The following is a 13454-nucleotide window of genomic DNA, read 5'->3' as shown; positions in this document are numbered from 1 at the left end:
TAAAAGCTAACTCCTTATGTTTGGAGTTAGCTTTTTTATTTATCCATTAAACGCTTTTATCAATAAAGCCAACCCCGTAACCACAGTCATGATCTCAAAGGCCCTCTTTACCAAAGTATTTCCTTTTTCAATGGCTAAATGGGCCCCCAAGTAACCGCCAATTAATGATCCTAAAATAAGTGCCGGTAACCAAGACCACTGCACAGTTCCCAATAACGATAAAGTAACGGCGCCAGCGCCATTCCATAAAATACCTACCATAACTAAAGTATAAGAAACGGCGCGTGAGTAGTTCATACCAAACCAGTGAATAAGCCACATGGTGACAAATAAACCAGTGCCTGACGTTAATGAGCCATTAAGAATACCTAACAGGAATAAGCCAAAGCCGCCGATAAGGTAACCTCTAAGGGTTAAGTTTTTTAAGCTGTCGTGCATGCCTAAATTTGGTTTAAAGTAAGAGTAAATACCTAAAGATATGGTTAAGCAGCCAAGCGAGAACATCGCAATATGCTCGGGTATATTTAAAATAACGTTGGCGCCAAGTACAACGCCTGGAAGTGCAGCGACTATCATGATGGTAACAAGCTGCCATTGAAATCCACCGTGCTTAAGGTGCTTTAATGACGCTCCAATACCTAAAGCCACAGATGCTATTTTATGGGTGACGAGTGCTACGCCAAAAGGTAAACCCAGAAATATTAACACAGGTAATTGTAAAAGCCCGGCTCCGCCGCCAGCTAGTGACGATAAAGTGTTAGCGAGTAAACTGATGATAAAAAGTAATAAGTGTTCGAGCATTACAACGGCAGCTAAGAATGATTTATGCAGCACATTAACATGGTTGCAGTTAGATATTAACTTTTAATACTAGGTATTAATTACGCGCGACTACAGAATTAATACCATCCGTGGCAATTCTAAGTTAAATCATCCATGATTTAAAAGTCACGCCAACCGAACATCATAACTTTGCTCATAGAATAACTAACCGTCATCCCCGCAAACGACACCATGGATGGAGGAGGTACGACGATATGGATATAGGAGGTAGAGCACTGTCGGGAACTTGTGCTGAGAGCGAAGCAGGATGCCAGAGCCGAGGCGGGAATCTATTACATAGGGTTATTTCATGGCTTATGGATTCGTAACAGTACGGAATTACGACTGGACGTTTGGAAATGACAACTGGGTGTTGGAGTTACAATAATTATCCGTCATTCCCGCGAAGGCGGGAATCTATTACATAGGGTTATTTCATGGCTTATGGATTCCGTAACAAGCACGGAATGACAGCTGGGCGTTTGGGAATGTCGACTGGGCGTTTGGTAATGACGACTGGCCGTTGGAGTTACAGTAACTAACCGTCATTCCCGCGAAGGCGGGAATCTATTACATAGGGTTATTTCATGGCTTATGGATTCCGTAACAAGCACGGAATGACGGCTGGGCGTTTGGTAATGACGGCTAGGCGTTGGAGTTACAATAACTATCCGTCATTCCCGCGAAGGCGGGAATCTATTATGTAGGGTTATTTCATGGTTTATGGATTCCGTAACAAGTACGGAATGACGACTGGGTGTTGGGAATGACGGTGAGAAATTTTAGACAAAAAAATACCGAGCGAGCTCGGTAATAATGGCAAGGTGAACTTGCCTGTTTTTTGTTATTGTTGTTTTTTATTTAATGTAACTCAGGTTTCCCCTCGTTATTTCTTCCCCAAGAATTACTTTGTTAGTTCATTGCGAGCTTGTGTAATTGCGCTTTATAAATAACTAATTACTGGTTAAAACCATTTAATTTCATTACAAACTACAATGCCAAGTACGCTTAACATGCACACTAAAAATATGGTCATAAAACCTTCTTAACTGCCTTACTGGCAATAATTAAAAACAACTTGGTTACAATAAGTAACAATTACAACTTTTGGAAGTGGCCGTTACAAAGCTGAAAGGTGTGTGAATTTTATGTTCATTCAATGCTAATGCTATGTTGCAGTGTTTGTTTGTTAGTGCTTGATATTTAAAGGTAATTTTATATTTACATATATTTAACCCTGAGATGTCTATACGCTTACCTTTATCTAACAATGTAAATTATTACAGTATTCTTGTTTTGATCATTTGAGATGCTGAAACGAGTTCAGCAAGTGGTGGGATTGATTCAACGGCCAGTCCCTGAATTTATTTCAGGGTATTAATAGAATTAATAATCTTGCTGGCCAACCAGAGAGACTAGGCCATGCTCGTTTATCCACACATAAGCTGCTTGCTGAAAGTCTTTGGCTAATTGGCTGGCTTGTTGTTTGGTGATATTGGTAATCAACAAACTGTGCTCTTGGGGCCAATCATTTTGCTGGCTTAATCCATAACCTTTACAGGAAGCTAAACCAAGTTTACCTACTGCTTGTTGAAGTTGTTGCAGACGCTGTTTATTTTGCCCTTCCTTAAGACGTTTGCTCATTGGGTTATAAGCAGTAATAAACGCTGCGGTTGGATTTTCAAAAGTATTTAAATAACGGCTAAGTGGGCGGTCTGTATCACCAATGTTGATTTGCCAAAAACCTAATTCATCATCAATGATGTAGTCAGTGTTTAAATAGGCTTGTTGCAAATTCTTATCCATTGGGAGTCTCTTAAGATGATTTGAACATCAGTGTACAGATATTTAAAAACAATGCTCATCTAATTTTACTAATTGCACAATTAAACTATTCTTTATAAACGATAATTAATCATTTTGCCAAACGCGATGACCTTAATTAAAGAGCTTAAACGCCGTAACGTTTTTAAAGTAGCTATTGCTTATGTGATTGTTGCTTGGCTCATTGTGCAGGTAGTGAATTCAATTGTACCCATTATTTTAGCGCCGGATTGGGTCGCTAAGTTTGTATTCATTATGTTGTTGGCAGGTTTTCCTATAGCTTGTCTATTTGCCTGGGCGTTTGAACTTACTCCTGAAGGTTTAAAGCGCAGTAAAGAGGTATTGCCCGATGATTCCATAAGCCATCAAACCAGCAGATATATCGACTTTGTCATTATCGCTGCATTGTTATTAATTATTGGCGGCATGGTATATAACCAATACTTTTCATCTGAAAACGTTGCTTCAGAAACTCGTTCGATTGCCGTATTGCCCTTTGTAAATATGTCTTCAGACTCCGAACAAGAATATTTTTCAGATGGCATTTCAGAAGAGATTTTAAACCGCTTGGCACGGATAAATGATTTAACGGTAAGCTCACGTACTTCTTCATTTGTGTTTAAAGGAAGTGCTCAAAGTATTAGTCATATAGCCAAAGCGTTAAATGTGAATCATGTACTTGAAGGCAGCGTACGAAAATCTGGCAACAAGGTACGCATTACCGCACAACTGATTAATGTAAAAGACGACAGTTCTGTGTGGAGTAATACTTATGAGCGTGAGCTTAATGATATTTTTACTATTCAAGATGAAATAGCTCATGCCATTGTTGGCTCATTAAAGATCACCCTGCACTATGAGCAAATTCAGTACAGCCAAACGAATAATATAGAAGCGTACTCAACTTACCTGCAAGGAAAGTTTGAATATGCTAAACGTTATAATAATCCGCAAGCGTTGTTTAAAGCGATAAACCTTTTTAAACAAGCCATAATTCTAGATGAGAATTATGCCAATGCTTATGCAAGCCTTGGCAGAACCTACGCCTTATTAATGAATTATGGCTTAATGGTTGATCTTAAAAAGCAAAAAAAACTAGCCCGAGAAGCAACTAACAAAGCATTAAGTTTAGATCGTAAAAATATTGAGGCTCTTTTGGCTTCAGCCATTATTAAATTTCAATTTGAAGGTGATTTTGTCGGTGCCAAACAAGACTTTGAAGCAATTATCAGTACCTCAGCCAAAGATGCCGAGGTTTATAATTTTTATGGTGACTATTTAAATACCGTTATGGCTTATGATAAAGCCATTGAAATTGAAGCTATGGCGTTCAAACTTGAGCCTAATTCTTACATAAATAACAGCGAATATGGACAAGTATTAATCTCAGCTGGACGTAACTCTGAAGGCGTTGAGGTATTAACAGTTCTAGCTAATGATAATCGATTTAAAACCAATAATAGTAACATCAATAATTTACCAAATTATTACGGCATAAGGCTCATTGCAGCAAATCAGGAGCATATTAATTTTCTTGCTGACTGGGGTTTGCAAAGCCAATTTACCAATTTAGTCGTTGCTGCCCGTGCAGGTGATGAAGCTGCATTAAAGCGATTGATGGGTTCGAAAATATATGACTATTCTTATGCCGATATATACCCATTATTTATTGCCAACTTGTATTTTGAAAATGGTGATTTTGAACAAACTGAAGTATGGCTTAAGAAGGCTTTAACTAAAGGTTTGAATTACTTTGAATTTATCGACTTAAGGATCGCCGACCCTAGAACTGAGATCGAGCATCCGGGCATAAAGCGGCTACTTAACACAGACCCATTGGCTAAATTTATAACGTTTCGTCGTAAAAACCTTGGCTTATAATTCCTTAACAGGGCAGGCTATTACAGAAAAATATAGATACTGAAACAACTTCAGCAAATGGTGAGAATAAGTTCAGCAAGATAGAATTGAGTTCTCACACTGCTATTTCGTGTGCCTGCCGTTACCAGTTCCCAACTATTTTATGTTCCCTACCATTCCATGTTCCCAACTATTCCATTTGCCTAACTATTCCCTGTTCCCTGCTCCTAACCATTCCCTGAATTTATTTCAGGGTCTAATTATTCATCTATTGGCATTATTTAAATTTATTTAGAATATTTACTTCAATATTTGAACTTTATTCGTTTAGTTGCGTCATATATAACGTAAACAAAATTTAGTTTTCTCCCTGGGACCTATATTTTTATTTTTTAAACCTCCATTTTGGAGGTTTTTTTTTGCTTTTTATATTATAGATTTCCGCCTCGCAGTCCCCATCGAAACCGTCATACCCAACGCAACCGTCATACCCAACGCAACCGTCATACCCATCGAAACTGTCATGCCCAACTTGTTTGGGTATCCATCATAAAATGGATTCCCGCCTCGGCTCTGGCATCCTGCTTCGCTCTACCTCCTCCATCCATGGTGTCGTCCGCGGGAATGAAAGAGAGAATGCGTGTGACGTAGGAATGACACAGATAGAGAGCGAATGTAAAAGACAGAGAGAGAGCGAATGTGTTTGACGGAGAGAGCGTAGGTGTTTGACGGAGAGAGCGTAGGTGTTTGACGTAGAGAGCGTAGGAATGAATGATGGTGCACGGGAATGACAATATAACCCTACGTCATACCCGGCTCGTTCGGGTATCCAAAATTTATCAACGAAAACAGCGTAAAACTCTTGGCTTTACAATACATTTACAAAACTATTACTTATCGCTGACGGTGAAATACCTTAAAATTAGTATAGTTAGTTTACATCTACTGTTGAGTCCTATTTCGATGCATAAATTATTATCAGTTTTTTCAGTTTTATTACTCGTAAGTTGCGGCGGTGGAGGCTCATCAGACGAATCAGAAGCAGTTAGCCCAGAAGTTGAAACAGCCCCCGTTGATGAAGGAACTAACAATGAAGATGACACTAGCAATAATGATGCGTCTTCAAACTCTCCTAATATCTTATTTATTCTCAGTGATGATCAGGGATTAGATGCTTCCGCTCAGTATTCATATTCTACTGACTTACCAAATACAGTAACGCTCAATAATTTAGCCGAGCATGGCATAACCTATACAAACACTTGGGCAACACCGGCCTGTACTACCACCAGAGCTTCTGTATTAACCGGTAAGTATGGTGTTAATAGTGGTGTAACTTACGTGCCAGCGGTACTTGATACAACTTTACAAACCTTACCGGAATACTTAAAAGCAGATATGGCAACATCACACTACCAATCTGCGGTGTTTGGTAAATGGCATTTAGGCGGCGGTCAGGCAAGTGCTACCCACCCGAACGACAGTGGTATAGAACATTATGCAGGAAATTTAGGTAACCTTGATGATTATTACAATTGGGAGCTAACCGTTAACGGGCAAACCAGTACTGTTAATGAATATCACACCACTAAAATCACTGACTTGGCCATTGACTGGATAACAAAGCAACCGTCGCCCTGGTTTGTTTGGCTTGCTTATTCAGCACCACATTCACCGTTTCATCTACCACCATCGTCTTTACACAACCGTACTGAGTTATTAGGTAGTGATACAGATATAAATACTAATAAGCGTGATTACTACTTGGCAGCCATAGAAGCCATGGACAGTGAAATAGGCCGATTAATTTCATCACTCCCAGTAGAAGTTCAAGACAATACCATAATTATTTTTATGGGTGATAACGGCACTCCAGCACAAGTGATAGATACTAGCGTATTTGACAAAACCCACAGTAAAAGCACCTTATATGAAGGTGGAATTAGAGTGCCATTGGTAATTTCAGGTACAGGCGTAGGTCGTTCAAATGCCATTGATAGTACTCTTGTTAACAGCGTTGATTTATTTGCCACCATAGCTGAGCTTGCGGGCAGTAATAAGTCTAGCGTGTTTGATAGTCAAAGTTTTGTGCCAACGTTAACCACCACAGAACAAACTCGAGAGTATAATTATTCTGAGTTTGAAAGTAATTCAACAACTGGTTGGGCCGTGCGTGAAGGCGATTATAAATTAATTGAATTTGCCGATGGTGGGCAGCAGTTATTTGATGTTGAACATGATCTAGCAGAAACAAATGACCTACTGCTTACTGCCTTTGACAGTCATGACATTGTGCACGCACTTGAAGATATCGCCAACTCTGTTCGTAACGAAACAACAGGTACGGCTTTAGATATTACCAATCAAATATTTGAAAACAGAAATGCAAATTGCAGTGACTATGTTGAGCAATACAGATCAAATGTTTTAGATGTAAATAACGCCTTGGTATTTGTTGGTGACTTAGTCATAACCAGCAACGCAGAAAAATGCATTTTTAACACCAACGCCATTCCCAATCACGATTTTAACGATGGTGATAACAGCTTCCCAAATAATGTATCCGCACAAAACGACACCTTTGAGATCACCAATACTCCAAGTTTTGCCAACACAGCAACACAAATTAGCTTGCAAGTAGACAACGCCATATTGCTCAATGGGGTCAAAGTTGATTTACTAGCCGCGGGTTGTTTTGGCGTTGGTAATGGCAAAGTTGGCTGTAATGATATGAATCAAGCGTGGCGTTATGATCCGATGTCACCACTGAGCGGTTTTCGAGTAGACAGCCATAATGCCCACGCCCAGCCTGATGGCACATATCACTATCATGGTACTCCTAATGCATTTTATCATGCACAAAATAACGGTAACGCTTCTCCTGTAGTTGGCTTTGCTGCCGATGGTTTCCCGATTTTTGGACCTTACTTCGATGATAATGGCAATATAAGAAAAGCGCTGTCTAGTTATCAAGTAATAGGCGGCAGCCGCCCTACTACCAATGGTAGTCCAGGCGGGGTCTATGATGGTACCTACCGAGACGATAATGAATATGTAGAAGGGCTTGGTGATTTAGATGAGTGTAATGGCATGACGGTAGACGGTGTGTACGGCTATTACATAACAGACGGTTTCCCTTATGTATTAAATTGTTTTAAAGGTACGCCCGACCCTACATTTTATAAGTAACCCCCTTAATAACCGATAACCAGCGCTAAGTAGCAGAGAAGAAAAACTTACACAATTGAACTAAACTTATTTTATAACAGGTCTAATTGTTATTAGTTCAGTATGAGGTTTTCCTTATGTTACGCTGGTTGGTAGGCTTATTGTTAATCTTTAGCTTTGTTGGCAAAGCTCATACCGAGCCGCCCAAATTAAACGATATTTCTACAGGCTCTCAAACAGTGCCGGTGCTTACAATTAAAGGCGCCATTGGGCCTGCGGTCAGCGACTATCTCGTCAGCGGAATCAACAACGCCAATATTAATAAAAACTCTCCTTTACTGATTATTACCCTAGATACCCCAGGCGGATTAAGCTCAAGTTTACGCGATATCAACATGGCAATTATGGCGTCTTCTGTGCCAATTGCTTGTTTGGTATACCCACAAGGCGCCAGAGCTGCCAGTGCTGGAACGTATATTCTTTATGCCTGCCATATTGCCGCGATGTCGTCGGCAACAACGCTTGGCGCTGCAACGCCTGTCAGTATAGGGGCTCCAACCGGTGGTGATAAAGAGCAGAAAGAGCCCAGCACACCAACAGCCATGGAAAAAAAAGTGCTGAACGATGCCATCGCCTATATTCGTTCATTAGCGCAGTTACGTGGCAGAAATGAAAAATGGGCCGAATTAGCCGTGCGCGAGGCGGCAACTCTTACCGCAGCAGAAGCGCTGGATAAAAACGTTATTAACCTAATCGCGCAATCCCCTAGCGATTTAATGCAAAAATTAAATGGCTATAACGTAACGATCGATAAAGAAAATCAACAATTAAACTTAGCTAATGCCCAGTTAACAGAAATAAAGGCTGATTGGCGCAACAATTTTATTGCCACTATCACCGACCCGAACATTGCTTATATTCTTATGTTGATCGGTATTTATGGTTTACTGCTTGAGTTTTACAGCCCAGGCATTGGCATAGCAGGTGTAACAGGTGGTATTTCATTACTTATTGCGTTATATGCATTTCAACTTTTACCCGTTAGTTTTGTTGGTGCCGGTTTGTTAATTTTGGGGTTGGTGCTGTTAATTGCAGAGTCATTTGCTCCCAGTTTTGGTGTTTTAGGCTTTGGCGGCGTGATCGCTTTTGTTTTAGGCTCAATATTTTTAATAGATACCGAACAGGCTCATTTTCAAATTTCAATTCCGTTAATTGCTGCGGTAGCGTTTTTGTCTACGTTGTTTCTTGTATTCTCGCTCGGCTTTTTATGGCGTACCCGGAATAATAAAGTGGTGAGTGGCCAAGAAGAGCTTATTGGCGCTAATGCTCTGGTAGAACATAATTTTAACGGCTTGGGCTACGTTATTGTTAATGGTGAACGCTGGGCCGCCGAGTCGCAAAAAGAGTTAATTAAGGGCCAACATGTGCAAGTTAACAGCATAGATGGCTTAACTTTACGAGTTAGCGAGCATAAAAATGAGGAGTGAAATGATGGAATTTCTTGTTTATAGTCCACAAATTTTCTGGGCAAGCGTAATATTTTTAGTTGTGCTTATATTGTTAAGCATGTTTAAAATTTTGCGCGAATATGAACGTGGTGTCATATTTTTACTTGGTCGGTTTTACAAAGTTAAAGGGCCTGGTTTCATCATAGTTATTCCGCTTATCCAACAAATGGTGCGAGTAGACTTGCGTACTGTAGTTATGGATGTACCCAGTCAAGATGTGATCAGCCGAGACAACGTGTCGGTACGCGTGAACGCAGTAATTTATTTTCGCGTAATTGACCCACAAAAAGCGATCATCAATGTTGAAAATTTTTTAGAAGCTACCTCGCAACTGGCACAAACCACACTACGCTCAGTATTGGGCCAACATGAACTGGATGAAATGTTAGCCAATAGAGAAATGCTTAATGATGATATTCAAGAAATACTGGATACTCGTTCAGATGCCTGGGGCATAAAAGTATCGAATGTTGAAATCAAGCACGTTGATTTAAATGAAACCATGGTACGAGCAATTGCCCGGCAAGCCGAAGCTGAGCGTACCCGAAGAGCAAAAGTTATTCATGCCAGTGGTGAAAACGAAGCATCGTCAGCATTAGTTGAAGCCGCGAATAAATTAGCGCAAGAGCCAAATGCTATTTTACTGCGTTATTTACAAACCTTGACCGAAATCGCTGGTGAGAAAAATTCGACCATTGTGTTTCCACTGCCGCTGGACTTAATAAGCAGCCTGACAAAAAGTTTAAATAAGGATAAAGAATAAACTACAACTGTTTAATTTTTATTGAGCAGAAATAGAACCATAATCAGTTTTACTGTTAAGATTTTGATAAATACTAACAAAATCTTTGGTAAAGGTTATCGCATCTTGCGCGGCTAAATGAGAATCTTCTGGCAATGTATATTTACTTAAATCTGGGTAGTCTTGAAAATGAATGCCAGCGGCACCAGTTTCTTGTAATAGTACATCCCAGTGACTTTCTCTTGGGTTATACATGCCCTCTTCCATGGTATAAAAACCTTGAGATGGCATTCTAACAAAAATAAGTTTTGCGCCCTTAGCGAGCATTTTTTGGTTTACCGCCACCGCTCGCTCTATTTGCTCCTCTTTGTTTTTCTGCATTTTTGCTATTTGTTCAGGCGTTTTTTTATCTATAGGTTCAAAACCCTGCATCCATATTTTAATGGCTAATTTGCGATATTGTTCATCATTAACTACCTTGCTCCACATTTGTGTATTTCTATCTTCTGACATAACCGCTAACGCGCGAACATCAAGATAAGGTTTAATCTGCTCACGCTCTGGCCAGTGTTGTCTTTTAAGAACGGTAAATAAAGCAAAGTCAGGCTCCATAAATGCAAACAGCGGCTCAATAAACATCGCCAGTTGTTGGCCAAGCCATTGCGATGGTGCTTCTTGTTGGTAAGCTTTTCGAGCATTTTTACGGTATTCAAAACCAGAGAAAAATAGCCCGGGAGCAACACCAGAAAACACCGTGCCTTGAAAATTTTCATCGTCCGCCAGGTCTTCTAAAACACCTAACGGTGTTGTGCCCTCAAGTGCTAACTGAATTGGTTTAATGCCAGTTTGTTGTTGCCAAATATCAGTTTGCATATTAAACAGTACTCGTGAAGAGCCAGTAAACACCACTGAATCCTTACCCACTTTACGGCGCTCAATTGCCCATAAACTGTCAGAATTTATATAGGCTGGTTCAGCGCCTTGACTGCGCCAATACATTTCCCAACCGGCAATTAACAATGAAAACAAGACTATGCTATTAACGACTATCTTGCCCCAGCTTTTGCTAGGAATGTCTCGCTCAATTATATTAGAACTGGAAGTAAATGAAGGCATTGCTTCCTCCTTGAGTAATGGCAATTAAAAACATTAATGTAGCGCCAGTTGCACTAATCGCAGGTAATGAAATGTTACTTACTACGTCTTCCATTTTCCGGTTACGCATATACCAATGAACACCGAGCATAATAGTTATGGTAACGACAGTTTGAATTATATATTGACTTGATAGCACGTTTTTATCACCACTAAATAGTAACATTGATTGCATCATGCGCCATGCGGTGGCAAAATCCGGCGCTCGGAAAAATACCCAGGTAATGTTTACTAAAAAATACGTTATAAAGGCGAGTATGATTTTTCCTCTGGTTGATTGCCAAAAAGCAACTTGTTGATATTTTTGCCTTAATATTCGCTCGCCAGCTAAATACAAACCATGTAACCCACCCCAAACAACAAAAGTCCAAGCGGCACCATGCCATAAGCCGCCCAGTAGCATGGTAAGCATTAAATTAATAAAAGTACGCCTTGAGCCTTTTTTATTGCCACCCAGCGGAATGTATAAGTAATCGCGCAACCAGCTTGATAACGATATATGCCAGCGACGCCAGAAATCTGAAAAACCAATAGCCGCATAGGGGTAGTTAAAGTTATTAGGCAAAGAAAAGCCTAATGTTAACGCCACACCAATCGCGATAGTGGAATAACCGGCAAAATCACAAAATATTTGTCCGGAAAATGCCAATGTGCCAAGCCAGGCGTCTACAGGGTTAAGTAATTCATCCGCGGCAAATACGGCTTCTGCTGCTGGTGCTAATAGGCCATCAGCCACGACCACTTTAGAGAACATACCGATAACCATTAACCCTATTCCCCAAAATAATTGATTAATAGATGCTACCCGAGGCTTGGAAAATTGTGGAATTAAATACGTTGGTCTAACGATAGGCCCAGCGACCAATTGTGGGAAAAACGTAACAAATAAAGAAAAGTCTAATAACGACTTGGCCGGCTCAGCTCGCTTTAAATACACATCAAGCGAATACGCCATGGTTTGGAATGTATAAAACGAAATACCTACCGGTAATATTATTTCCCAAGCCGCAGGTTGGTACTCAATGCCAAATACCGCGATAAAGGTGATGAAATTTTCGAGCAAAAATTGGCCATATTTAAAGAAGCCAAGCATACCTAGGTTAACCACAACGCTTATTGCCAATAGCACTTTACGCGCATGCGGTCTTTGTTCACTAAACATTCGTTTTGCCACATGCCAATCTACAACCGTTGAGATCCATAGTAATATTACAAAGGGAGGGTTCCAGGCTGCATAAAATAAGTAACTGGCAATGAGCAGGTTGGATTTTTTAATGCGCCAGCTAAATGGCATGTTGTGCAAAGCAAGAACAATTAAAAAGAAAAAGATAAATGAAAAAGAATTAAATAGCATTCAACCGTCCGCTGACTTATATAAACCATTCAACTCAGTAGCTGAAAATGCTAGTTTTTTGTACAAAAGTTAAGTTTAGAAGTTATAACTTAAAAGTCAAAAATTGTGATTTCTATAATTTTTGCTACGCTTTAACGGTAATCGCGCTGGCTTTAATGCCATTTGAATTCATAGTTTTAAGTGTTTTGTTGTTATGAGTCGTTTCAAAGGATTGAGCTAAGCACGCCAATTCATTAAGGAAAACATAATGAGCAAAGTAATACTAAAAACTTTCATTGTCAGCTTGCTGGCAATTATTCAATTTAGCTTTTCAGCGTTTGCCGCTGATGAAAAGCCCCCTTCACTGGCTGATTCATGGGTCATGGTACCTAATGCAGGTCAACAAGCTCAATTTGAGCAAGCATTTAAAGAACACCTCAAATTTAGAGTGTCAAAAGGTGACCCACGTAATTGGAACACTTATGTACCGGTTGTTGGTAATGACTTAAACTTTTATGTTGTACGCTTTTGTTGTACTGCTTTTAAAGATATAGAAAATTACATCAAATGGGAGAATGACAATAAAGTTAATGATCATTGGAACAGCACAGTCCATCAATATGTTGCTCGTTATGAACATTATTACTCACGTGTGGACTTTGCCAACGGCAACTGGCCGGAAGGCGAAAATAACTTTAAATACTTTGCGGTCACTGACTATAAAGACAAAATGGGCACAGGAAAAAGCATAAGTGATGGTAAAAAAATGCTTAGCGATACCGCGAAAGCCATGAAGTGGCCATATTCTTGGGCTTGGACTTGGCAAATTGGTGGCGATGGTGGATTAAGCTTGGTTATTCCTTATGAAGGTTATGCAGGTATGGCGCCACCGGAAAAATCATTTGCGGCAGCCTTTGCTGAACAAATAGGCGATAAACAAAAAGCCGAGGATGCACTTAAAAGCTGGACCGATAATTTTCATTCTACGACGTATACGGTTTATAGAATACGGGAAGATTTATCTGCAAGTGAATAGTATTTT

Annotated in this window: 9 protein-coding genes; 5 read left to right on the top strand and 4 right to left on the bottom strand. The window is 39.9% G+C overall.

Features of this window, described 5'->3' with window-relative positions; all coding sequences use genetic code 11:
• Positions 1-39 precede the first annotated feature (39 nt).
• Together RI844_RS01895 and RI844_RS01890 are read right to left on the bottom strand one after the other, a co-directional pair.
• Positions 40-801 (bottom strand): sulfite exporter TauE/SafE family protein, encoded by a 762-nt coding sequence (locus tag RI844_RS01895; RefSeq protein WP_348396785.1) that lies wholly within the window; start codon positions 799-801, stop codon positions 40-42.
• Positions 802-2208: 1407 nt separating this feature from the next.
• On the bottom strand, positions 2209-2628 hold the full coding sequence (locus RI844_RS01890) for a DUF3293 domain-containing protein (protein WP_348396784.1): 420 nt from the start codon (positions 2626-2628) through the stop codon (positions 2209-2211).
• A 126-nt stretch (positions 2629-2754) separates the two neighbouring features.
• Here RI844_RS01890 and RI844_RS01885 point away from each other — a divergent pair, with 126 nt between their 5' ends.
• The 4 genes from RI844_RS01885 to RI844_RS01870 all read left to right on the top strand — a co-directional run bounded on the left by RI844_RS01885 (position 2755) and on the right by RI844_RS01870 (position 9945).
• Positions 2755-4527 (top strand): FlgO family outer membrane protein, encoded by a 1773-nt coding sequence (locus tag RI844_RS01885; protein ID WP_348396783.1) that lies wholly within the window; start codon positions 2755-2757, stop codon positions 4525-4527.
• Between the two features lie 942 nt (positions 4528-5469).
• Complete coding sequence (locus RI844_RS01880) at positions 5470-7695, top strand: YHYH protein (RefSeq protein ID WP_348396782.1); 2226 nt, start codon at positions 5470-5472, stop codon at positions 7693-7695.
• A 116-nt stretch (positions 7696-7811) separates the two neighbouring features.
• Positions 7812-9161 (top strand): NfeD family protein, encoded by a 1350-nt coding sequence (locus tag RI844_RS01875; protein WP_348396781.1) that lies wholly within the window; start codon positions 7812-7814, stop codon positions 9159-9161.
• A 4-nt stretch (positions 9162-9165) separates the two neighbouring features.
• The gene (locus RI844_RS01870; RefSeq protein ID WP_348398303.1) at positions 9166-9945 is read left to right on the top strand and encodes a slipin family protein; all 780 of its coding nucleotides are present in this window, start codon (positions 9166-9168) and stop codon (positions 9943-9945) included.
• 18 nt (positions 9946-9963) lie between these two features.
• Here the strand turns inward: RI844_RS01870 and RI844_RS01865 are convergent, their stop codons facing one another.
• Both RI844_RS01865 and RI844_RS01860 read right to left on the bottom strand, forming a co-directional pair.
• On the bottom strand, positions 9964-11040 hold the full coding sequence (locus RI844_RS01865; RefSeq protein WP_348396780.1) for a hypothetical protein: 1077 nt from the start codon (positions 11038-11040) through the stop codon (positions 9964-9966).
• Positions 11015-12433: an MBOAT family O-acyltransferase gene (locus RI844_RS01860; protein ID WP_348396779.1), complete on the bottom strand. Its 1419-nt coding sequence runs from the start codon at positions 12431-12433 to the stop codon at positions 11015-11017. Before RI844_RS01860 ends, RI844_RS01865 begins: the two co-directional genes overlap by 26 nt.
• A gap of 247 nt (positions 12434-12680) precedes the next feature.
• On the opposite strand from RI844_RS01860, the gene RI844_RS01855 reads away from it, so the two are divergent.
• Positions 12681-13448 carry a hypothetical protein gene (locus tag RI844_RS01855; RefSeq protein WP_348396778.1) on the top strand — a complete coding sequence of 256 codons (768 nt, stop codon included), beginning with the start codon at positions 12681-12683 and terminating at the stop codon, positions 13446-13448.
• The last annotated feature ends 6 nt before the right edge of the window (positions 13449-13454 follow it).

The organism is Thalassotalea fonticola (assembly GCF_032911225.1).
Taxonomy (GTDB): domain Bacteria; phylum Pseudomonadota; class Gammaproteobacteria; order Enterobacterales; family Alteromonadaceae; genus Thalassotalea_A; species Thalassotalea_A fonticola.
This window is presented reverse-complemented; position numbering and strand designations above follow the sequence as displayed.